At 56.0% G+C, this 21,221-nt stretch carries 20 protein-coding genes and 2 pseudogenes; 12 read left to right on the top strand and 10 right to left on the bottom strand.

Annotation, left to right across the window (positions count from 1 at the left end):
* Positions 1-70: 70 nt before the first annotated feature.
* Positions 71-3,598 carry a pyruvate:ferredoxin (flavodoxin) oxidoreductase gene (gene nifJ / locus FN037_RS08825; RefSeq protein ID WP_142502034.1) on the bottom strand — a complete coding sequence of 1,176 codons (3,528 nt, stop codon included), beginning with the start codon at positions 3,596-3,598 and terminating at the stop codon, positions 71-73.
* Between the two features lie 471 nt (positions 3,599-4,069).
* Here nifJ and FN037_RS08815 point away from each other — a divergent pair, with 471 nt between their 5' ends.
* The gene (locus FN037_RS08815) at positions 4,070-4,336 is read left to right on the top strand and encodes a DUF333 domain-containing protein (RefSeq protein ID WP_138362724.1); all 267 of its coding nucleotides are present in this window, start codon (positions 4,070-4,072) and stop codon (positions 4,334-4,336) included.
* On the opposite strand, the gene hslJ is transcribed toward FN037_RS08815, so the two are convergent.
* From hslJ to FN037_RS08800, 3 genes are all read right to left on the bottom strand, one after another.
* Positions 4,333-4,773: a heat shock protein HslJ gene (hslJ, locus tag FN037_RS08810; protein WP_138362725.1), complete on the bottom strand. Its 441-nt coding sequence runs from the start codon at positions 4,771-4,773 to the stop codon at positions 4,333-4,335. The two genes, FN037_RS08815 and hslJ, sit on opposite strands and share 4 nt — an antisense overlap.
* Positions 4,774-4,898: 125 nt before the next feature.
* The gene (locus FN037_RS08805; protein ID WP_138362726.1) at positions 4,899-5,888 is read right to left on the bottom strand and encodes a 2-hydroxyacid dehydrogenase; all 990 of its coding nucleotides are present in this window, start codon (positions 5,886-5,888) and stop codon (positions 4,899-4,901) included.
* A gap of 145 nt (positions 5,889-6,033) precedes the next feature.
* A complete protein-coding gene (locus FN037_RS08800; RefSeq protein ID WP_142502032.1) occupies positions 6,034-6,534 on the bottom strand; it encodes a DedA family protein in 501 nt (166 codons plus the stop codon).
* 194 nt (positions 6,535-6,728) lie between these two features.
* Between FN037_RS08800 and FN037_RS08795 the strand changes: the two genes are divergently transcribed.
* Genes FN037_RS08795 through FN037_RS08785 form a run of 3 tightly spaced genes read left to right on the top strand, consistent with a single transcriptional unit; the run spans position 6,729 to position 9,887 of the window.
* Positions 6,729-9,368, top strand: a complete 2,640-nt coding sequence (locus FN037_RS08795) for a YdbH family protein (protein ID WP_142502031.1) — start codon at positions 6,729-6,731, stop codon at positions 9,366-9,368.
* Positions 9,368-9,553: a YnbE family lipoprotein gene (locus FN037_RS08790; RefSeq protein WP_138362729.1), complete on the top strand. Its 186-nt coding sequence runs from the start codon at positions 9,368-9,370 to the stop codon at positions 9,551-9,553. The genes FN037_RS08795 and FN037_RS08790 overlap by 1 nt, the downstream gene beginning before the upstream one ends.
* Positions 9,554-9,560: 7 nt before the next feature.
* On the top strand, positions 9,561-9,887 hold the full coding sequence (locus FN037_RS08785; protein WP_142502421.1) for a YdbL family protein: 327 nt from the start codon (positions 9,561-9,563) through the stop codon (positions 9,885-9,887).
* Positions 9,888-10,045: 158 nt separating this feature from the next.
* Here the strand turns inward: FN037_RS08785 and FN037_RS08780 are convergent, their stop codons facing one another.
* From FN037_RS08780 to FN037_RS08765, 4 genes are read right to left on the bottom strand one after another with little or no spacing between them, the layout of a single operon-like run.
* Positions 10,046-10,777 (bottom strand): class II aldolase and adducin N-terminal domain-containing protein, encoded by a 732-nt coding sequence (locus FN037_RS08780; RefSeq protein ID WP_142502030.1) that lies wholly within the window; start codon positions 10,775-10,777, stop codon positions 10,046-10,048.
* Positions 10,778-10,781: 4 nt separating this feature from the next.
* Positions 10,782-11,612 carry a transporter substrate-binding domain-containing protein gene (locus FN037_RS08775; protein WP_138362731.1) on the bottom strand — a complete coding sequence of 277 codons (831 nt, stop codon included), beginning with the start codon at positions 11,610-11,612 and terminating at the stop codon, positions 10,782-10,784.
* A gap of 23 nt (positions 11,613-11,635) precedes the next feature.
* The gene (locus tag FN037_RS08770; protein ID WP_138362732.1) at positions 11,636-12,508 is read right to left on the bottom strand and encodes a phytanoyl-CoA dioxygenase family protein; all 873 of its coding nucleotides are present in this window, start codon (positions 12,506-12,508) and stop codon (positions 11,636-11,638) included.
* 27 nt (positions 12,509-12,535) lie between these two features.
* Entirely contained in the window at positions 12,536-14,056 is a 1,521-nt protein-coding gene (locus FN037_RS08765; protein ID WP_142502029.1) for an amino acid ABC transporter permease/ATP-binding protein, read from the bottom strand.
* 497 nt (positions 14,057-14,553) lie between these two features.
* Between FN037_RS08765 and FN037_RS08760 the strand changes: the two genes are divergently transcribed.
* The 8 genes and pseudogenes from FN037_RS08760 to FN037_RS24580 form a co-directional block, all read left to right on the top strand.
* On the top strand, positions 14,554-15,468 hold the full coding sequence (locus tag FN037_RS08760; RefSeq protein ID WP_138362734.1) for a LysR family transcriptional regulator: 915 nt from the start codon (positions 14,554-14,556) through the stop codon (positions 15,466-15,468).
* Positions 15,469-15,638: 170 nt separating this feature from the next.
* Complete coding sequence (locus FN037_RS08755; protein ID WP_142502028.1) at positions 15,639-16,904, top strand: NAD(P)/FAD-dependent oxidoreductase; 1,266 nt, start codon at positions 15,639-15,641, stop codon at positions 16,902-16,904.
* Positions 16,905-16,920: 16 nt separating this feature from the next.
* Entirely contained in the window at positions 16,921-17,352 is a 432-nt protein-coding gene (locus FN037_RS08750) for a RidA family protein (protein WP_138362736.1), read from the top strand.
* A complete protein-coding gene (locus FN037_RS08745; protein ID WP_142502027.1) occupies positions 17,352-18,026 on the top strand; it encodes a DUF1028 domain-containing protein in 675 nt (224 codons plus the stop codon). The genes FN037_RS08750 and FN037_RS08745 overlap by 1 nt, the downstream gene beginning before the upstream one ends.
* Positions 18,019-19,188 carry an acetylornithine deacetylase gene (gene argE, locus FN037_RS08740; RefSeq protein ID WP_142502026.1) on the top strand — a complete coding sequence of 390 codons (1,170 nt, stop codon included), beginning with the start codon at positions 18,019-18,021 and terminating at the stop codon, positions 19,186-19,188. Before FN037_RS08745 ends, argE begins: the two co-directional genes overlap by 8 nt.
* 23 nt (positions 19,189-19,211) lie before the next feature.
* Positions 19,212-20,027, top strand: coding sequence for a phytanoyl-CoA dioxygenase family protein (locus tag FN037_RS08735; protein WP_138362739.1), 816 nt, complete (start codon positions 19,212-19,214; stop codon positions 20,025-20,027).
* Positions 20,028-20,131: 104 nt separating this feature from the next.
* A pseudogene (locus FN037_RS24585) lies at positions 20,132-20,287 on the top strand (phenylacetic acid degradation operon negative regulatory protein PaaX); the annotation flags it as partial.
* A 40-nt stretch (positions 20,288-20,327) separates the two neighbouring features.
* Positions 20,328-20,438, top strand: a pseudogene (locus tag FN037_RS24580) (GFA family protein); the annotation flags it as partial.
* Here FN037_RS24580 and nadS read toward each other — a convergent pair.
* Together nadS and FN037_RS08715 are read right to left on the bottom strand one after the other, a co-directional pair.
* Positions 20,437-20,721, bottom strand: coding sequence for a NadS family protein (gene nadS / locus FN037_RS08720; RefSeq protein ID WP_138362802.1), 285 nt, complete (start codon positions 20,719-20,721; stop codon positions 20,437-20,439). The pseudogene FN037_RS24580 and the gene nadS overlap by 2 nt on opposite strands.
* A gap of 1 nt (position 20,722) precedes the next feature.
* A complete protein-coding gene (locus tag FN037_RS08715; RefSeq protein ID WP_142502025.1) occupies positions 20,723-21,055 on the bottom strand; it encodes a type II toxin-antitoxin system RelE/ParE family toxin in 333 nt (110 codons plus the stop codon).
* Between the last annotated feature and the right edge of the window lie 166 nt (positions 21,056-21,221).

Genomic DNA, 21,221 nt, shown 5'->3' with positions numbered 1-21,221 from the left:
CTTAGCCCATCAAACACCTTGCGCTTTGAACGGGCCGGGCGCTTATTATGGACAGCGAAACATCCGCGTATTAACTTTCAGCCGCTGATTTTTCCGCCTTACCGGCCAGTTGGGCGAGGAAGTCATAGCGTTTTTGCAGATCCAGCGTCGCATCTTTCCACAGTTGCTCGGCCACTTCCGGCTGCTGGGCGTTCAGACGACGGAAACGCTGCTCATGCAGTAGCGTCTCAGCCAGCGCATCTGACGGCGGACGGGAATCCAGCGCCAGCGGGAGCTTACCTTCATCGGCACGACGTGGGTCGAAGCGGTACAGCGGCCAGAATCCGGTAGCGGTTAACTGACGCATCTGATCGTGGCTCAGGGCCAGGTCGTAACCATGCTCTTCGCAAGGACTGTAGGCGATAATCAGCGATGGTCCCGGATAAGCTTCCGCTTCCTGAATCGCTTTCACCGTCTGATTCAGCTGCGCGCCCAGCGAAATTTGTGCCACGTAAACGTGACCGTACATCATCATGCTGACGCCCAGATCTTTGCGCGCTTTGCGCTTGCCGTGTTCGCCAAACTTAGTCACCGCGCCCAGCGGCGTGGCTTTTGACGCCTGGCCGCCGGTGTTGGAGTAGCACTGGGTATCGAGCACCAGGATATTGACGTTTTCGTTGAGGCTCAGCACATGGTCGAGACCGCCAAAGCCAATATCATAGGCCCAGCCGTCGCCGCCAATCAGCCAGATGGATTTTTCCACCAGCGCGTCGGCGTCGGTTAACAGCTCCTTCGCACCTTCTTCATTTGCCAGTACCTTGCGCAACTCAGCCACCTGCTCGCGGCGCATTTCAGGCGTTGCTTCGGCATGCAATGCGTCATTCAACTCAGCCGGAAGTTTATCGGTGAACTGCGACAGCAGACGCATGACGCGCTGACGGTGTTGATCGATGGTGAGACGGAAACCAAGGCCGAATTCGGCGTTATCCTCGAACAACGAGTTTGCCCATGCCGGGCCACGGCCATTGGCATCGGTGGCGTATGGCGTGGAGGGCAGGTTGCCGCCGTAAATCGATGAACAGCCTGTGGCGTTGGCAATCAGCATCCGGTCGCCATAAAGCTGAGTCAGCAGCTTGATATACGGCGTTTCGCCACAGCCGGAACAGGCCCCTGAATATTCAAAGAGCGGAGTGATCAGCTGCGAGGTGCGGATATCGATACGTTCCAGCTTGCTGCGATCCATTTCCGGCAGATGGAGGAAGTAGTCATAATTCACTTTCTCTTCTTCAACGTGTTCAAGGCGCGACATCATATTAATGGCCTTGATTTCCGGGTTTTGCCTGTCTTTCGCCGGGCAAACTTCAACGCACAGGTTACAGCCGGTGCAATCTTCCGGCGCGACCTGCAAAACGTATTTTTGCCCGCGCATATCGCGGGATTTGACATCCAGTGAGTGCAGGCTGGTCGGCGCATGTTCCATTGCCTCCGGCGAGACCACTTTCGCGCGAATTGCCGAATGCGGGCAGGCGGCGACGCAGTGGTTGCACTGGGTGCAAAGTTCTTCCTTCCAGATCGGGATCGCTTCGGCGATATTGCGTTTTTCCCAACGCGTGGTCCCCATCGGCCAGGTGCCGTCCGGCGGCAGCGCGGAAACCGGCAGCGTATCGCCAAGCCCCGCCAGCATTGCCGCGGTCACGGTTTTGACGAAATCCGGCGCCGCGTCGGACACCACCGGCGGACGGTCTGGGCTGCTGGCATTGATCGGCTGGAGCGGCACTTCCGCCAGAGACTCGCGGGCCAGCGCCAGCGCCTGCCAGTTACGCTCCACCAGTTCCTGACCTTTATTGCTGTAACTTTTGGCAATCGCCCCCTGCAGCGCCGCGAGGGCGCTATCACCCGGCAAAATTTGCGTCAGATGGAAGAATGCCATTTGCATGACGGTGTTGATGCGCGCGCCAAGACTGCAGTCGCGGGCGATCTTCGCCGCATTGACGATATAGAACCGCGCTTTTTTCTGGTTCAGTATCGCCTGCACGTCCCGCGGCAGACGCGACCAGACTTCATCGGTGCCGTAAGGCGTGTTGAGCAGGAAAATACCGCCTGGCTTCAGTCGTTCGACCATCTGATATTTGTCGATAAACTGCAACTGATGACAGCCGACGAAATCAGCCTGGGAAATCAGATAAGAAGAGCGAATGGGTTTTTCGCTGACGCGCAGGTGTGAAACCGTCAGCCCGCCGGCCTTTTTTGAATCATAGACGAAATAGCCCTGTGAGAACCACGGTGTCGAGTTGCCGATAATCTTGATATTGTTTTTGGTCGCCGAGACGCTACCATCGCTGCCAAGACCGTAGAACAGGGCTTCCAGCTTCGCTTCTGATGGCAGGGTATTTTCCAGCAACGGCAGGGAAAGGTTGGTAACGTCGTCGTAGATACCGACGGTAAAGCGCGGTTTGGGTTTAGCGGCGCTCAGTTCGTTGAAAATCGCCAGCACGCACGCCGGACCGAACTCTTTTGAAGAGAGACCGTAGCGGCCACCAATAGTGCGCGGCAGGGTTTCGCGTTCGCCGCGGTTGAAGGCTTCCGCCAGCGCGGTCATCACGTCGAGATAGAGCGGTTCGGCCTGAGCGCCAGGTTCCTTGGTGCGGTCCAGCACCGCCACCGCGCGGGCGGTTTCCGGCAGGGCCTGCAGCAGATGGGCCGCGGAGAAGGGGCGATAGAGGCGAACTTTCAGCACGCCGACTTTTTCCCCGCGGTGCAGCAGTTCATCCACCACTTCCTCGCAGGTGCCGATCGCGGAGCCCATAATCACGATAACGCGTTCCGCCTGCGGATGACCGTAAAACTCAAAGGGTTTGTACTGGCGTCCGGTGGCGGCGGCAAAATCGTCCATTGCGGTTTCGACACACTCATAGACCGCGTTGTACCACGGATTCGTCGCTTCGCGGGACTGGAAATAGGTATCCGGGTTGGCCGAGGTGCCGCGGATCACCGGATGTTCCGGGTTCAGGGCGCGCTGGCGATGTTCATCGATCTTATCCTGCGGCAGCAGGCTACGAATGGTATCGTCTGCCAGCGGAGCGATTTTGTTGATTTCGTGCGAGGTGCGGAAGCCATCAAAGAAATGAATGAATGGCACCCGGCTTTGCAGCGTGGCGATATGCGAAATCAGCGCAAAATCCTGCGCTTCCTGCACGCTGCTGGCGCAGAGCATCGCGCAGCCGGTCTGACGTACGGCCATCACGTCGGAGTGATCGCCGAAGATAGAGAGCGCGTGGGTGGCTACGGTTCGGGCAGCGACGTGCAGCACAAACGGCATCAACTGGCCCGCCAGTTTGTACAGCGTCGGGATCATCAGCAATAACCCCTGGGATGACGTAAAGGAAGTCGACAGGGCGCCGGTTTGCAGCGCGCCGTGAACCGCGCCGATTGCTCCGGCTTCGGACTGCATTTCGACGACGCGGGGGACATCGCCCCAGACATTTTTCAGCCCATCGCCAGCCCAGGCGTCCGCCTGTTCCGCCATCGTCGAACTGGGCGTAATCGGGTAGATGGCGATAACTTCACTGGTGCGAAACGCAACTGACGCGACCGCGCCATTACCGTCGATAGTGATCATAAGAAGACACCCTTACATTGCGCAAAATAAAGAAGCGACCCGGCAAAACGCCGCAAGTCCTGTAATTATATAAGGGTTATTTTAGCAAACTGACCCGCTAACCATTTTCGCATTTGTGTCCTTCATCTGCGCTCCATCAATGATGAGATCAATTTTTGCCCGGTTAGTGGCGAAATCAGCTAACCAGAGGGTGTCAGATGCTTCAATCTATTCATCGGGAAACGGGATAAACGCGATCGGTCGTGGAAATATATCAGGGCGTCGTGACTCTTTCCCTTCGCCGCTGGCCGGGGGGCGCGAATAAGGCAAACCTAAACCTTCGCCACAGTTCGTCAGATCAATTCTGCGCAAAAAAATTGCCAGAAAATGTTAATGAGGCGCATAAATACCCGATTCGCCTCTCGACGCGGCGCGCTGAGCTGCCTATTATTCTTGGGTTTGTTCATTTTCAGATGTCTCTGAGGGGGGAAGATGCGAGCAGCGTTTTTAGTGGGATGTGCCGCGTTATTACTGTCGGCCTGTAGCAGCGAGCCTGTACAGCAGGCGACGGCGGCGCACGTGTCGCCAGGGATGCGTGCCGCGATGAGCAGCACTGGTCAGGCAAACTGCGCGATGATCGGGGGGGCAGTATCGGTGGCCCGCCAGCTTGATGGTTCGCTTATTGGCATGTGCGCATTGCCTAATGGCAAGCGTTGCAGCGAACAAGCGCTGGCAGGCGGCAACTGCGGAAGCTATTAATTCACCAGGTCGGCGAGTTTATACACCAGCGTCTGGTCAGCGGTCGCCAGCGTCAGCTGCGTTTCCGTCAGGTCGACCTGTGCGCCTTCGCGCAGCATTTTGCTCAGCGTCGCATCCAGCGTATTCAACTGCGGGTCCGTGCAGAGCATGCGGGTCATCGCCAGCTCTTCCACCTTCAGCTCGCCGTCAGAGACTTTACCCGTGCCGCTAAAGCGGTTGCACATATTGCCTGAAACGTACATTTTGCCTGTTATTGGCATCTTTTCGCCAAAGCTCAGCTCCAGAGGCTTATCGGCGGCTTTCAGCGGTTGACCGTTGATGCTGGTCAGCACAAAACGATGGTGCTGAAGCTGTTCTGCGTGGGTTGACACTTTATTGTTATAAACGCAGCCCGACAGTAACACTCCCGTCGCCAGCAGTGCAGCAAACTTGTTCATTTATTCTCCAGAAATATTTATAGCATCAATAAGATAAAGGGATTGTAACTGTACTGCAGACCATTTCTGTGGGGAATATCTGAATGTGCCCCCTGTGAAGCGGGAGCACAAAAAGAAAAGGAAAATTAAACCAGCGCGTTAGGGCAGGTTTCACCGGCCTCCACCTGGCGCAGGTTATCAAGCGTCGTTTGTGAAATACTGATCAACGCCTCAGCAGTCAGGAACGCCTGGTGGCCGGTAAACAGCACGTTGTGGCAGGCGGAGAGGCGGCGGAACACATCGTCCTGAATCACGTCGTTGGACTTATCTTCAAAGAACAGATCGCGTTCGTTCTCATACACATCCATTCCCAGTGCGCCAATTTTCTGGTGCTTCAGGGCATCAATCGCCGCCTGCGAATCGATCAGCGCGCCACGGCTGGTGTTGATGATCATCACCCCGTCTTTCATTCGCTCGAAGGCGGCTTTATTCAGCAGATGATAGTTTTCATCGGTCAGCGGGCAGTGCAGGGAGATAACATCGGACGCTTTGTAGAGCGTGTCAAGATCGACGTACTCGACCCCCAAATCCAGCGCCGCGGCGCTTGGGTACGGGTCAAAAGCCAGCAGCCGCATGCCAAAACCTTTAAGAATACGCAGCGTGGCAACGCCGATTTTACCGGTACCGATAACGCCCGCGGTTTTACCGTGCATGGTGAAACCGGTTAACCCTTCAAGGGAGAAGTTGGCGTCGCGGGTACGCTGGTAGGCGCGGTGGATGCGGCGATTCAGCGACATCATCATGCCGATGGCGTGTTCCGCGACCGCTTCTGGTGAATAGGCCGGTACACGTACCACGCGGAAGCCGAGTTCTTTAGCGGCATCAAGATCGACGTTGTTGAAGCCAGCGCAACGCAGCGCAATGAACTTCACGCCGTGCGCCTTCAGTTCTTCAAGTACCGGGCGGCTACCGTCATCGTTAACGAAGATGCACACTGCTTCGCAGCCGTTGGCGGTCTTAGCGGTCTTTTCGGTTAGCAGGAAGTCAAAAAAATCGAGTTCAAAGCCGTATGCTTCATTAACCTGCTGCAGGTATTTCTTATCGTATTGCTTCGTACTGTATACCGCAATTTTCATAAGACTTTTCTCCAGTGATAATACCGTCACGGTAGCATGATTAAAACACACGTACAAATATTAAAAATAAGTTTAATCATCCGCTTATAGTGATAATTCTAGAGCATAACGAGGGGTTAAGAAATCGCGTTAAAAGACAAGATGTTCAGTAAAAGCCGAGGCTCAATGCTCCCGGCGCCAGCAGGATTAGCGGCCAGAGCAATCCGGAACTGACGTTAGCGATCTGAAAGTGTCGCAGTGGCGTTCCGCTGGCGCCGGTCACCAGCGGGACAGTTGCCCGCAGCGGGGAGAGAAAACGGCTAAAAAAAACCGCCCAGGCACCGTGGCGACATAGAAAGAACTGCGCGCGCGCGAGACGTCCGGCGCTGAGCCAGCGGATACGATACACATGGTGCCGATAGCGGCGCCCCAGCAACCATGAGAGCCAGAATCCACCGATTGCGCCGAGGCTGGCGCTAAGCCACATTAATACGAAATGCCCTACGCTGGCGGAGGCCAGCGTGCCGAGCAACAGCAGACCGGAGGTGCCAGGAATCAGCAGCGAAATGGCGGCACAGGATTTGCTCAAGGTCAGCAGGAAAACCATCAGTAAGACCAGTGAATAATGATCCTGAGCGTACGCCATCAGTGAAATAATCAACGCCACAGCACAATCCGTTTATGACCGCAGGATTAACGAGTGTCGCAGGAGAACACTAAACCCCGGCTCAATAAGCTGCTGGAGAATCATATGGGGGAGACTACGCTTAAATGGGATGGAAACTTTAACTCACAGGTCGAACGTGCCACAATGACGGCCTCTCGGCTTTTACTTATTTCTAATCAGGATATTAGCTGCCCATGAAGGGTAAATATAAAGCCGCCATCGCGCTGTTACTCGCACTTGTATTGCTGCCACTGGCTTTGCTGTTGACGCTCACCCATTGGGTGCCCACCCTGGCGGGCATCTGGTTGCCCGCGGGAACCCGGATCGCTTTTGACGAAAGCCCGCGCCTGACGCGCTCCTCGCTGCGTATTCCTGATTTGCGTTATCTGGTTGGCGACTGCGAAATTGCTCACGTTGCTAATGCCGAACTTTCCCGTCCCAGCCGCTGGCGTTTACATATCGCTGAACTGGATATTAATAGCGCTTGTCTGAATAAACTGCCGGAAAGCGAAGTGACGTCCGACGCGCCGAAAACCCTCGCCGAATGGCAATCGATGCTGCCCTACAGCTGGCTGACGATTGAAAATTTGCGCTTGTCGCCGTGGGAGAAATGGCAGGGGCGGCTGGTGATGTCGCTCACACCACATCAACAGGATATCGGTTATAGCGGAAAAGCGCTTTCTCTCCAGGCGCGACTGCGCGGTCAGACACTCACCGTCAGCGATTTCTCCGCGCGGCTGGTGGACGATCGGGCGCCGGTAAAGCTGGTGGGTGAGTTCCATATGCCGCTGATACCGAACGGTTTTCCGGTCGATGGCCAGTTATTCAGTACGTTCGCGTTTCCGCAAAACCCTGGTCTGGTGGATGCCGAACTGATGTGGCAGGCGAATCGTGGGCAGTTGCTGGTGACGCGGCGCGGTGAGGTGGAGCCCATGCTCGACCTGCCGTGGGAAATTACCCCGGATCGTATCGCTATCAGCGATGGGCGCTGGCATACCGACTATGCGGGTAACACTCTGAGCGGGCGTGTCGCGTTTTCTGTTGGCAACTGGCAGCAGGGAACCGGGCAGATGCAGGTGAGCGGGCGGCTTAACGTGCTCACGCAGGGGAAAGCGGGTAAAGGCAATGTGGTGCTCAATATTGGCCCCGGTAAACTCAGTATGGACGGTAGCGACATGCCGCTACAGATAACCGGGGACGCTAAATTCGGCGATCTGATTTTTTATGCCAGGCTGCCCGCGCATCTGAGCGGCCCGCTGACGGCGCCAGAGCTTGCTTTCCACCCTGGCGCGCTGCTGCGCTCACGGGGAAGCGTCATTGATTCGCTCAATATTGATGAAATCCGCTGGCCGCTGGCGGGCGTCAACGTTACCCGCGAGGGCGTGGATGGCCGTTTGCAGGCCATCCTGCGCGCCCATGAACAGAAAATGGGCGGCTTTACGCTGCATCTTGACGGTCAGGCGGACAATTTTATGCTCGATCGTGGCCGCTGGCAGTGGCGTTACTGGGGGGAAGGGTATTTTACGCCAATGCAGGCGCGCTGGGATGTCAAAGGGGCAGGTCAATGGGCCGACAGCGCTATCGTACTCAATAGTCTGTCGACCGGCTTCGATAAGCTACAATATGGCACCATGCTGGTGAGTTCCCCGCGTCTGACGCTGGATGAGCCGATTCAGTGGCTGCGTGATGCGCGGCATCCAAAACTGACTGGCGTGCTATCGCTGGATGCCGGAAAAACCACCTTCAGCGGCGGCAGCGAGCTACCGCCCTCGACGCTTAAATTTCAAATCAATGGTCGCGATCCCACCGGGTTTCAGTTTCGCGGTTCTCTGCAGGCGCAAAACATTGGTCCCGTGCGCGTCGCCGGACGCTGGGACGGCGAACGCCTGCGCGGCGAGGCGTGGTGGCCGAGACAGTCATTAACCGTCTTCCAGCCGCTGGTGCCGCCGGAGTGGAAAATGAACCTGCGGGAAGGCACCCTTTATGCTCAGGTGGCGTTTTCCGCCGCCGCCGATCAGGGGTTTGAAGCAGGTGGCCACGGGGTGCTCAAAGGCGGTAGCGCCTGGATGCCGGATAGCCAGATTAATGGCGTCGATTTTGTGCTGCCGTTCCGCTTTAGCGACGGTACCTGGCAACTTGGCACCCGCCGTCCGGTATCGTTGCGTATTGGCGATATCATCAACCAGTTTACCGCCCGCAATCTGACCGCGGACCTTCAGGGCGCCTATCCCTGGCGCGAGGACGCTCCCCTGCAATTAAGCAATGTCAGCGTTGATATTCTCGGCGGCAAGCTGACGATGCAGCAATTGCGGATGCCGCAGCACGATCCGGCGCTGCTGCGTCTGCAAAATATCTCCAGCAGCGAGTTAATCAGCGCGCTTAAAGTGAAGCAGCTCGCCATCTCCGGGCCGTTTAACGGTGCGCTGCCGCTGTGGCTGGATAATGATAAATGGATTATTAAAGATGGCTGGTTCCATAATCCCGGCCCGATGACCATCCGCCTGGATAAAGACACCGCCGATGCGCTGGTGGCTGACAATGTCTCCGCCGGCGCGGCGATTAACTGGCTGCGTTATATGGAAGTGGCCAACTCGTGGACGCGCATTAATCTTGATAATCTCGGTATGTTGACGCTGAAGGCGACGATTAGCGGCACCAGCCGCGCAGAGGGCAAAAGCAATACGGTGCGCTTAAACTATTCCCATGAAGAGAATATGTTTGACCTGTGGCGCAGCCTGCGTTTTGGCGACAATCTGCAGGCGTGGCTTGAACAGAACGCCAGGCTGCCCGTACCGCGCTGTCAGGACAGTCACACCTGTAAGGAACACCAGTAATGATCAAACTACTCACCGCTTTTCTGGCAATCATGCTGCTGGCGGGCTGTACGCCGCGCATTGAAATCGCGGCATCAAAGGAGCCAATCACCATTAACATGAATGTTAAAATTGAGCATGAAATTCATATTAAGGTGGATAAGGACGTTGAGAATTTGCTCAAATCGCGGAGCGATCTATTCTGAGGCGATGATGAGAACAGGACTGATAATCGCAATACTGGCGTGTGCGCTGTTCAGCACTCAGGCGCTGGCGCTGACCCTGAGCGAAGCGCGGCAACAGGGGCGGGTGGGTGAAACATTCGACGGCTATCTTGCGCCGCTGCGTCAGGATCAAGAAACCCTGGCGCTGGTTAAGCAGATCAACGCCGCCCGCCGCGACAGCTATCAGCAACTGGCGGATGACAACAGTCTGTCGGTGGATCAGGTAGCGAAAATGGCCGGGCAGAAGCTGGTCGCCAGGGCGCAGCCAGGGGAATATGTGCAGGGCATCAACGGCAAATGGCTGCGGAAAGAGTGATCTTGTGGTGAAAGTCTGAGGTTCTTTGCTCATTGGCTGATGTGTTTCAGTCAAATCATGTCGCCTCTCTTGGTTCTTCATCATTTTGGGTACTCAGGTAAACGACGAACCCGCATAAAAACCGCAGTTACTGGCTTAACTGCGGGTATTGCCTGATGCTAATCCAGCAATGACGGATCGGCGTCGATCATTATCTGCTTCATCTCCTCGAAGTGCTGGCGGGAGAAATCCGCAATGCCTTCCCAGTCACGGGCGGTCTTCTCCGCCACCGCGTCAGACAATATCTTCAGCGGCTGTCCCGTTGACCATGCGGTCACCAGAATCTGACAGGCGCGCTCCAGCGTCCAGATATCGTCGAAAGCTTCGCCAATAGATGACGCGGTGACCAGCACGCCGTGATTGCCCATCAGCAGGCGGCGCTTATCGGCCAGCAGCGCGGCCAGTCGCGCCCCTTCCGCCGTGGTATCGGCCATGCCGCCATATAAGGTATCGACGGCGATACGGTTGAAATAGCGCGCCGTATTCTGATCGATCGGCGGGATATGCGGCGTCGCCAGGCATGCGATGCTGGTGGTATAAACCGGATGCAGATGCAACACTACCCGTACTTCCGGCAGCCGCTGATGGATTTGCCCGTGAATCGCCCACGCGGTGGCGTCGACATCCGCACGTTGGGCGCAGGTTTCATCATCGGCATCCAGCAGCAGCAGATCGCTGGCGCGGATGCGTGAAAAATGCTTCCACTTTGGGTTCAGCAGGAACTTTTTACCGTCCGCCGACACCGCCGCGCTAAAGTGGTTGGCTACCGCCTCGTGCATCCCGAGGTGAGCGATAATGCGAAAGGTCGCCGCCAGGTCGATACGCATCTGTTCTTCATGAGACCAGGCCATATGATTACTCCGCTGTTGGCATCAGAGTTTTCAGATCCTCTGCCGTCGGCGCCTGGAAGTTATATTTCTTCAGCAGCGCGGCGTATTCCGGCGTAGCGCTGAATTTTTTCAGCCCTTCCTCCAGCGCCGTTTTCACTTCACTATTGCCTTTTTTCACGCCAAAGCCATTAAGCACCGGATAAATCAGCGTCTTAGAGGAGATAACCACCCGATCGCCGAGTTTATCAATGACGCCGCGCGCCACCGCCGCATCGGTAATTTGCGCTTCCACCGCTCGCGACAGCAGCGCCTGGGTCGTTTGCGGATCGGTGGTATATTCGCTGAGCGCAATCGGCTTCAGGCCCTTTTTCACGCAATAATCCGCCGACAGCTTTTGTAACTGCGCCAGCCATGAGGTGGCGCCCATTGAACCAATTTTGTGGCCGCAAAATTCTTCCGGCGTTTTCGGCTGATAGGCGCTGCCTTTCAGGGCGAGGATCGCTTCGCCGCTCTTCAGATAGGGCACCATGTCGATAACTTTCAGACGCGCGGCGGTGATATACATCGACGAGTTGGTGATATCGAAACGTCCGCCTTGTAATCCCGGAATTAAATTCGGAAAACGGGTATCAATATTCACCGCCTCGCGACCCATGGTTTTCGCCAGCCCGGCCAGAAATTCGATATCGAACCCGGCAGGCTTGTTATTTTCCATATATTCATACGGGAAAAAGGTCATATCTGAACCGGCGGTGATTTTCCCCGGCTGCTGGAAGGCCAGCGCGCTAAAAGACGTCAGGGCGCCGGCGGCGCACAGGAACAGGGCGGCAGGACGCAAAGCATTAAAACGTTTCATACAACCTCCAAAGAGTGGGCAAATTACATGCTGGCGCGATCGATACCGGCCTGCTGGACGAAAAAGGATGCGCCGCGTGGTTTTTGCGGCAGGCGTAAATGATTAACGGTACTGCGCACCAGGCCGCTCTCTGTACCCGCAACCAACAGTCCGGTATGAATGCTGGGCAACGGATTTTCGCCATACGGCAGAGCATCTTCTGCCGCATAAACGCTGATAAACAGCGTACGCGGCAGGTCGGTTGCATTGGGACTGGAGGCGTGGAGCAGGCGGGTGTGCATAAAACACACCGAGCCCGATGGACCGAAACAGGCCTGAGGCTGCTGACAGTGGGCCGCTTCAACCGTCTCGTCCACGGAGCCGGTAAAACGATCATTTTGCCAGTGGGACCACAGCGGCCCGTGATGACTACCGGGCACCACATTGAGCGGACCGTTTTCCGGCGTCACGTCGCTGACCATCAGCAGGGCGGTGATGATGTCGTCGTTGCTGTGCGGGGTAAACAGGAAATCCTGATGCCATTTCACCTGCGTGGCGGTGTGCGGCAGCTTGGAGTTAATCTTGCTGTGGTGGAACCGGGTGCCGCTGCCGCCGATAAGCTGACCGGCAATCGCCGCCATTTTTGATTCCAGAGCGGCGTGGCGGTAGGCGGCAGAAATCTCTGTGGGCGAACTGACCCGACGCAGAGAGGGATGATCTGCCGCATGGTCGCTTTCAATATCGAAACGCGGGCGACCGTCCAGGGTCTCGCCCCAGGCTTCGCTATGTTGCCGACTCTCTTCGACCCAGGCGTCGAAATCGGCCTGTAACAGCGCGATGTCTTCCGCGGAAAACACATCTTCGACAACCAGAAAACCTTGCTGATGAAACTGTTCGATTTGCCACTGGGCGATCATTATTTTCTCCTTTCGGTAACAGAGGCGTTAAGCCAAAGAGACATCTTTCAGGAAAGCATCCACGCGCGGATGCTGACCGTCGCGCAATGCCTGGGGCGTGTCGTCGCAGACCACGCGTCCTTTTTCCATAAATACAATCCGGTCGGAAACTTTGAAGGCGAAATTCATCTCATGGGTGACGATAACCATGGTGATGCCTTCATGGGCGAGCGATTCGATAACCTGCAGAACCTCGTTAACTTTTTCCGGGTCCAGCGCCGAAGTGGGTTCATCAAACAGCATAATTTGCGGACGCATCATTAAGGCGCGGGCAATTGCTACCCGCTGCTGCTGGCCGCCGGAAAGCTGATGCGGATACTTCCACGCATGCTCCAGCATACCGACTTTATGCAGCAGCTCGCAGGCGTGCTGTTTGAGCTCCGCTTCGCTGGCCAGATGGTGATAGCGAGGCGCCAGCAACAGGTTGCCGAACACCGTCAGATGCGGGAACAGGTTGAAGCTCTGGAATACCATACCGATGTTCTGGCGATGTTCGGCGTTCTCCATAAAGCGCGGTTTCTGCTGCCCGTGGCGATCCAGATGAATAAACGGTTGACCGTTAATGTTGATCTCACCGTTATCTATCTGCTCAAGGCCATTCAGCAGGCGAATTAACGTTGTTTTTCCGGAACCGGAAGGGCCGATAACGGAGACCACTTCGCCCGCCTGAATTTGCAGACTGACCGCGCCCAGCACTTCGACATTGTTATAGGCTTTGTGCAGCCTGGAGGCCTGTAGCGCCGGTGCCTGTGGGACGCTAACGCTGCGCGCCATTGCCGGACGTCGGGCCGTCGCCAGTTGCAGCATTTCCGCATCCACCGGGCGCGTGGTTTTACGCTGGGTAACATCAAGCCAGCTTTCCAGGCGCTTAAGCAGGAAATCGAAGACGGTAACGATCAGGATGTAGTAAAACGCCACCGCCGCCATGGTCTCCATCACCAGGAAGTTCTGCGAATAGAGACGCTGGCCGACCATTAAGATCTCCGTCAGGGAGATAACCGATACCAGCGAACTGAGCTTGACGATGGCGATATACTCATTAGCCAGAGCAGGCAGCGCGACGCGCAGCGCCTGCGGGATCACCACTCGCCACTGGATGCCGGCATAGCGCAGTCCGAGCGCCCGGGCGGCTTCGCTCTGTCCCTTTGGAATTGACAGCAGTCCGCCGCGATGAATTTCCGCAATATAGGCGGCTTCGCTCAGCACCATCGCCAGCAGCCCGGCCCAGAACGGGTCGTTCAGCACCGGGGCGAATGACGGCAACGCCTGCGGCATGTTGTAGACAAAAATCAACAGCACCAGTAGCGGCATGCTGCGGAACAGCCAGATATAGAGGCGGGCAGGGGCATTAAGCAGCTTGCGCGGAGATTGTTTAGCCAGCGCCAGAATAAATCCCAGCACAATACTGAAAGCCCAGGTCAGCAAACTTAATTTGATGACGGTCCAGGTGGCCTGCCAAAAGTCGACATCGCTGAGCAGGCTAAACATATAGTTCCAGTTAAACGTCATGGGCTATTTCACTCGCCATAATTAACGGAAATTACGACGCTCCCGCTACGCGAATAATGTGCTAAAAGGGGGCAGCGCCGAAGGTCATCTTGCAATAACACTATGCTGGCAGTTTTCTCCTGTAGGCAATTAGTAAATTTTTGGCCTTTAAGTTTAAAAAAACTATACAGCGATATTAACCGCAGGGAATTTAACGCAATTAATACGAAACACCACTAAAACAACTTAAAAACAATTGCTGTTATTTTTAAACATAATTAACGATGGAATGGTGATTTGCGCAATATTGGGGCGTGGCGTGAACAAATAAGGTGCATCGTGGCTTGTGGTGGTGCAAGTGGGCACATTTCATCTGAGGAACAACAGGCGAATAAATAGCGTTAGTGACTGTTCATGCATTTTTTAACGCGAAAATTGCATGGCACGATGCTTGCAGGTTGCTTATCGAAAAACTAAGCCCTTTGGGGCTAAGGCCATATTTTATCAATGGTGAGGCTATGAACCGATTTACGCTCAAACAGCTTAAATATTTCGTTACCGTGGTGGAAACGGAGAGTATCGCCGAGGCTTCTCGTCAGCTGCATATTGCCCAGCCGTCGATCTCAATTGCGATCAAAAACCTTGAAAGCACCTTCGATCAACAGCTATTTATCCGCCACCATGCGCAGGGGGTCTCGCTGACCTCAAGCGGCCGGCGCTTCTACGATAAAGCGAAAGAACTGCTGCGGTTGTCCTATGAGTTTGAACAGAATTCGCGAGCGGATAAGGATCTGGTCTCCGGGACGATTGCCGTCGGCTGTTTCGAATCCGTCGCACCGCTGTATATGCCGAAACTGGTGGCGGGGTTTAAAAAAATGTATCCCGGAATCAACCTGCAACTGTACGATGGCGAACAGCATGAGCTGATGCACGGTTTGCATCGGGGCCGGTTCGATCTGGCGCTGGTTTATGATCTGGAATTAGGCCACTCTATTCACAAAGAACTGCTTAATGCCCCGCATAAGCCCTATGCTTTGCTACCCGCGTCTCATCCGCTGGCGCAGAAAAAAAGCGTCACGTTACAGGAATTAAGCCGGGAACCGATGATTTTGCTCGATGCGGTACCCAGCAAAAACTATTTTGTCTCCATATTTAAAGAGAAAGGTTATCACCCGGAAGTCGCCTATAGTTCACCGTCAATTGAAATGGTGCGTTGCATGGTCGGTCAGGGATTGGGCTTTTCGGTACTGGTCACCCGTCCGCTGTGTGATATGACTTATGATGGCGAAAGACTGGTGCAAGTGGATATTGCGGATGATATGCCGGCGTCAACATTAATTATGGCGCATCTTGCGAATAATGAACCCACGCGCCCGACGCAGCTATTTATGGATTATTGTCGCAGCATTGAATTAACGCCGCATCAGTCCTGATAATTGAGTGTATCTGAGTCTGACGTTATTTTTTGTTGTCTTATTTAGCCTCATAAATTTCTATTCAGACGATCGTTTTATAATATTTTACCATTTCATCACACTTACTTAACCTGAGTTCTGTCAATTCCGACGCCTTAGTCGGACAACCGTGCTTGAAGGACACACACATGACAGAGCAGATTACAGAAATCGATACCCTGGTGGTGGGGGCGGGACAGGCAGGCGTCGCCATGAGCGAGCATCTGACGCATCACGGTATTCCCCATTTGGTGCTGGAAAAAAAACGCATCGCTGAGGCCTGGCGCAGCGGCCGCTGGGATTCGCTGGTCGCTAATGGCCCGGCCTGGCACGATCGATTTCCTGGCATGACGTTTCCCGGCTGTGACGCCGACAGCTTTGTCGCCAAAGAGCAGATCGCCGACTATTTTGTTGCTTACGCCAACACGTTTAACGCCCCGATCCAGACCGGCGTCGAAGTCTTTAGCGCAGAACGCTTAAATGGACGTCCGGGCTTTCGTGTGGAAACCTCGCAGGGAACAATCGAAGCGCAGCGTATTGTCGCCGCCACCGGACCGTTCCAGCGCCCGGTGATCCCGGCTATCGCTCCGCAGGATAGCGCGGTACATCAAATTCATTCCGCACACTATTTCAACCCGCAGCAGATCCCGGAAGGCGGTGTGCTGGTGGTCGGCGCGGGCTCTTCCGGGGTACAAATCGCCGATGAACTCCGGCGGGCGGGGCGCGACGTGTGGCTCTCCGTCGGCGCGCATGACCGGCCGCCGCGGCGCTACCGTCAGCGCGATTTTTGCTGGTGGCTGGGGGTATTAGGGCTGTGGGATGCGGCGGCGAATCAGCCCGGCAAGGAGCATGTGACGATTGCGGTCAGCGGCGCACATGGCGGCAATACCGTTGACTTTCGCCAACTGGCGCACCAGGGAATTACGCTGGTCGGGCAAACACAGAGCTTTAAGGATGGCAAAGCCGTCTTCCGCGACGATCTGGCGGACAACATTCGCCAGGGCGACGCCTCCTATCTGGCGCTGCTTGACGCCGCGGATGACTATATTGCCCGCAACGGATTGTCGTTGCCGGAAGAGCCGGAAGCGCGGTTCTTCCTGCCCGATCCCGATTGCCTGACCCGGCCGCTATCCGAACTCGACCTGGCAAAAGCGGGTATCAGCTGCATCATCTGGGCAACCGGCTACACCACCGATTATCGCTGGCTGAAAGTGAACGCCTTTAATGAGCAACAGCGTCCGCAGCACCATCGCGGCGTCTCCAGCGAACCCGGCGTCTATTTCCTCGGGCTGCCGTGGCTTTCCCGTCGTGGTTCAACCTTTATCTGGGGCGTCTGGCACGATGCGAAATATATCGCCGACCAAATCGCTATTCAGCGCCAGTATCAACATTACCAACCTTCGTCTAACGCCTGATTTGAGGAGGCAAAATATGCCAACACATACCCGTATCCGGATGTTCAACACCAAAGAGACTTACCCGAATCAGACACTCAACAACGATCTGTGCCAGGCGGTACGCGCAGGAAATACCGTCTATGTTCGCGGTCAGGTGGGCACCGATTTTGCCGGTAATCTGGTCGGACTCGGCGACCCTCGCGCCCAGGCGGAACAGGCGATGAAAAACGTCAAACAGTTGCTGGAAGAGGCCGGAAGCGATCTGACGCATATCGTTAAAACCACCACCTACCTGATTGATCCGCGCTATCGCGAGCCGGTGTATCAGGAAGTGGGCAAATGGCTTAAAGGCGTGTTTCCGATATCGACCGGCGTGGTGGTATCAGCCCTCGCCCAGCCGCAGTGGCTGATGGAGATCGATGTTACGGCGGTGATCCCCGATGACTGGAATGAAAAGGAGGCATAATGACGATTTCTATCTCTGCGCTGTGCCCGGAATCAGGACAACTGGGTATTGCGATTAGCTCATCCAGCATTGCCGTCGGCGCCCGCTGCCCGTGGCTGCAGGCGGGCGTGGGCGCGGTATCCAGCCAGAACATCACGCTGCCCGCGCTTGGCCCGCAGATCCTCGCCGGGATGGAAGCGGGGCGCTCTTCTGAACAGGCGCTGAAGCAAGCGTTAGGCGACGATCGGTTCAGCGACTATCGCCAGGTTACGGTGATCGACGCCAGCGGCGAAAGCGCCGTTTTCAGCGGCGAGCATACGCTGGGAACATGGCAGGTCGCGCAGGGCGAGAACTGCGTGGCGGCGGGCAATATGCTGGCGAATCCGCAGGTCGTTCGTGCCATGACGACAGCATTTGAAAGCGCAACGGGCGAACTGGCCAGCCGGTTGATTGCCGCTTTGCAGGCGGGAATTGATGCGGGGGGCGAAGCCGGGCCGGAACACTCCGCAGCGCTGAAGATTGTGGAAGATTACGCCTGGCCGGTTGTGGATTTACGCGTGGACTGGGCTGAAGAGAATCCGGTGGCGGAACTGGCGGCGCTGTGGGTGGCGTATGAACCGCAAATGGAAGCTTATATTACCCGCGCTCTGGACCCACGCGAAGCGCCATCTTATGGCGTACCGGGCGATGAGTAGTCGCCTGCGTGAGATCCTCGGACGCTTGCTGGCGTTTGATACCACCAGCCGCGAATCGAATCTGGCGCTGATTACTTTCATCGCCGATTTTTTGCGCGAGCGCGGCGTGACGTCTCAGCTGTTTTATGATGACGAAGGGCGCAAGGCGAATCTGTATGCCTGCATCGGCCCGTCTGGCCCCGGCGGCGTGATGCTTTCTGGTCATACTGACGTGGTGCCGGTGGACGGCCAGGCATGGACGGTGCCGCCGTTTGCGCTCACCGAGCGTGACGGGCGTTACTATGGCCGGGGCAGTGCTGATATGAAAGGGTTTATCGCCTGCGTACTGGCGTCACTGGACGCATTTCTCGCCGCGCCGCTGCGAATGCCGCTGCACCTGGCGTTTTCCTATGATGAAGAAGTGGGTTGTCTGGGCGTGCGCAGTCTGGTGGATTTTTTACGCGCGTCGACGGAAAAACCGGCGCTGTGCATTATCGGCGAGCCGACAGACATGCGCCCGGTCTATGGGCACAAAGGCAAGCTTGCCATGCGCTGCTGCGTGGAAGGCCATGCCTGTCACTCGGCTTACGCGCCGGAAGGGGTCAATGCGATTAGCTATGCGGCGAAGTTGATTACCCGGCTGGATGCGCTGGGTGAAAGTCTGGCACAGCAGCAGGATAGCCGCTTTTCGCCGCCATCAGGCACGCTGCAGGTGGGAACCATCCACGGCGGCTCCGCGCTGAATATCGTTCCGCACTCCTGCTGGTTCGATTTTGAAATTCGTTATTTACCCGGTACGCATCCGCAGAGGGTGACCGACGCGTTGCACGCTTATGCCAGCGAACAGCTACTTCCCGCGATGCGTAAGGTGGCCCTGAACAGCGATATTCGTTTCCAGCCGCTGAGCCACTATCCGGGACTGCTGAGCGATCCGCAGTCAGACTTTGCCCGCTGGCTGGCGCAATGGTGCGGTAACGACGCTTTCACGACGGTGGCCTACGGTACCGAAGGCGGCCTGTTTGATGAGGCGGGCGTCGCGACGCTCATTTGCGGGCCGGGCAGTATGGAACAGGGCCACAAGGCGGACGAGTATCTCAGTATCGCACAGGCTGAAAGCTGCATGGCTATGCTGAAAAACCTGTGCGCGTGGATGCGTGCCGACCCTCACGATTCTCTCACCTGATTTATCAACACAGGATGGCGACTATGCAAAACCAGCACTCTGCGTGTATTGATCAACAGACTATCGACCTCTGGCAATCGGATGGCGTGGTGTTACTGAAAGGCGTATTTACGCCGTGGGTCGAGAGCCTGTCGAACGGCGTCGCCGAACTGATGGCGAACCCCAGCGAATATGGTCATGCGCGAACGGTAATCCCGAAGGACGGTTCGGCGCCGTTTTTTCAGGACTATTGCAACTGGGCGCGGATCCCTGAGTTTACTGATTTTGTGTTTCACTCTCCGGCGGCGGAAATCGCCGCGGCGCTGATGCGTTCCCGGACGGCGAGGTTTTTCCACGAACACACGCTGGTTAAACAACCCGGCGGCAGCACGGTGACGCCATGGCACCACGATCAGCCCTATTACTGCGTGGAGGGGCGGCAGAACGTGAGTTTCTGGATCCCGCTCGATCCGGTGGCGGAGGAGATTTCGCTGCGCTGCATTCGCGGTTCGCATCTGTGGGATGAGGCGTTCAGCCCGACGCGGTTTAACGGTTCAAAGCTCTATTCCCACACGCGCTTTAAAGAACTGCCGGATATCGATGCCCATCAGGAAGATTACGATATCGTCAGTTGGGCGCTGGAGCCAGGCGATGCGGTGGCGTTTCATTTCCGCACGCTGCACGGTGCAAACGGCAATTCAACCGCTCGTTCGCGACGGGTCTTTTCCGCGCGCTGGGTAGGGGACGACGCCACTTTTGCCGACCGCGGCGGGGTGACATCGCCGCCCTTTCCGGGGCTGACTTTACGCGACGGCGAGCCGCTGATCGCCGATGAATTTCCGCAGGTCTGGCCGCGGTAGTGGCGACAAGTCTGGCGGGTGGCGCGACATCTGCCCAGTAGGCCCGGTAAGGCGTTAGCCGTCACCGGGCAAAACAGACAATCCGGAATGCAAAAAATATTCTGGCGGTACTGTGCGCCCGCATTGAAGAGTGCTGGCATCTTACGAAGCAGAATGCAATGTATGAAACATTTATCAGCCTGTTCCGCCTGCTACTGCCGCTGCTTCGCGATGGCGACCCAACAGAACTTACGTCCGAACGCTGTTTTCAAATCCGGTTGCGGGAGGTTATGACAGAAAAATTGTCAGCCCGGCGTCGCTGTGGCATTCGTCGTTGAGCTCAGCGATGGCTTCCATACCGTTCGACGCTGCAACTGTTCATACTGTCAAATGCGGGGAACGGTTGCGGTCTCTGCGTCGGCTTCAGCGATTAGTGCCCGGCCAGTTCGTGAAAGAACGCTGGGTTGTCCTGAATAACCGCTAGCACTTTTGCCGCCAGACCTGTCGGATTGCGTCGCCTGGACTCCCAGCTTTTAATGGTATCCACGCTGGTTCCCAGCGCTTTCGCCATTTCAGCCTGGGAAATGTTAAGCTGCGCTCTGATGGCCTTTACATCAGCGACCTCATAGCGAGCGACCCGGGCAGGTGTTTTATTTCCGTTTTTGATATCGACGGCCTCTTCAAGAGACGCTTTAAGCTCGTCAAAATAACCCATTTTAAACCTCATTTTTTAGTCGCCTGGTCAACTTTTTGAGTTCGGCTTTTTCAACTGCGGTCAGGCTATCCTTGGTGCTTTTCGGGTAGGCCAGAACCAGATAGATAATCTCGCGGGTTGCCCGGAAATAAATCACCCGTATGCCGCCGCGTTTTCCCTGTAAACCTGTCGCCATTCTCATTTTTCGTAGCCCACCAGTATTCTGGATGATATCGCCAGTATCCGGGGCGCCGATGAGCGTTCTCTGTAGTGCCCGCAGCTCATCATCGGTGGCAAGCTGTTTTATCTGGCGGGTAAATAGTGACGTTTCGATAAATTCAATGGCATGGCACACGAGAACTCTCCTTGCTAAGGTACCATGTACACCAGTATGTGTACATGGTACCTGTCCATGGTTTTTCAACAACGGTAAATTTTGCCATCCGTGACCGGCATGTGTGCGGGTTTGGGGAGTGCCGCTATGGTATAAGTTGCAATTTTATCGTGTGGGAGCGAGTGTT

Source organism: Klebsiella sp. 2680 (assembly GCF_900198535.1).
Classification (GTDB): domain Bacteria; phylum Pseudomonadota; class Gammaproteobacteria; order Enterobacterales; family Enterobacteriaceae; genus Klebsiella; species Klebsiella indica.
This window is presented reverse-complemented; position numbering and strand designations above follow the sequence as displayed.

Bases quoted from the DNA above. Each gene is read 5' to 3' on its own strand.
- nifJ (WP_142502034.1), bottom strand. From the start codon at position 3,598: ATGATCACTATCGACGGTAATGGCGCGGTCGCGTCAGTTGCGTTTCGC.
- FN037_RS08815 (WP_138362724.1), top strand. From the start codon at position 4,070: ATGCGAGCAGCGTTTTTAGTGGGATGTGCCGCGTTATTACTGTCGGCC.
- hslJ (WP_138362725.1), bottom strand. From the start codon at position 4,773: ATGAACAAGTTTGCTGCACTGCTGGCGACGGGAGTGTTACTGTCGGGC.
- FN037_RS08805 (WP_138362726.1), bottom strand. From the start codon at position 5,888: ATGAAAATTGCGGTATACAGTACGAAGCAATACGATAAGAAATACCTG.
- FN037_RS08795 (WP_142502031.1), top strand. From the start codon at position 6,729: ATGAAGGGTAAATATAAAGCCGCCATCGCGCTGTTACTCGCACTTGTA.
- FN037_RS08790 (WP_138362729.1), top strand. From the start codon at position 9,368: ATGATCAAACTACTCACCGCTTTTCTGGCAATCATGCTGCTGGCGGGC.
- FN037_RS08785 (WP_142502421.1), top strand. From the start codon at position 9,561: ATGAGAACAGGACTGATAATCGCAATACTGGCGTGTGCGCTGTTCAGC.
- FN037_RS08780 (WP_142502030.1), bottom strand. From the start codon at position 10,777: ATGGCCTGGTCTCATGAAGAACAGATGCGTATCGACCTGGCGGCGACC.
- FN037_RS08775 (WP_138362731.1), bottom strand. From the start codon at position 11,612: ATGAAACGTTTTAATGCTTTGCGTCCTGCCGCCCTGTTCCTGTGCGCC.
- FN037_RS08770 (WP_138362732.1), bottom strand. From the start codon at position 12,508: ATGATCGCCCAGTGGCAAATCGAACAGTTTCATCAGCAAGGTTTTCTG.
- FN037_RS08765 (WP_142502029.1), bottom strand. From the start codon at position 14,056: ATGACGTTTAACTGGAACTATATGTTTAGCCTGCTCAGCGATGTCGAC.
- FN037_RS08760 (WP_138362734.1), top strand. From the start codon at position 14,554: ATGAACCGATTTACGCTCAAACAGCTTAAATATTTCGTTACCGTGGTG.
- FN037_RS08755 (WP_142502028.1), top strand. From the start codon at position 15,639: ATGACAGAGCAGATTACAGAAATCGATACCCTGGTGGTGGGGGCGGGA.
- FN037_RS08750 (WP_138362736.1), top strand. From the start codon at position 16,921: ATGCCAACACATACCCGTATCCGGATGTTCAACACCAAAGAGACTTAC.
- FN037_RS08745 (WP_142502027.1), top strand. From the start codon at position 17,352: ATGACGATTTCTATCTCTGCGCTGTGCCCGGAATCAGGACAACTGGGT.
- argE (WP_142502026.1), top strand. From the start codon at position 18,019: ATGAGTAGTCGCCTGCGTGAGATCCTCGGACGCTTGCTGGCGTTTGAT.
- FN037_RS08735 (WP_138362739.1), top strand. From the start codon at position 19,212: ATGCAAAACCAGCACTCTGCGTGTATTGATCAACAGACTATCGACCTC.
- nadS (WP_138362802.1), bottom strand. From the start codon at position 20,721: ATGGGTTATTTTGACGAGCTTAAAGCGTCTCTTGAAGAGGCCGTCGAT.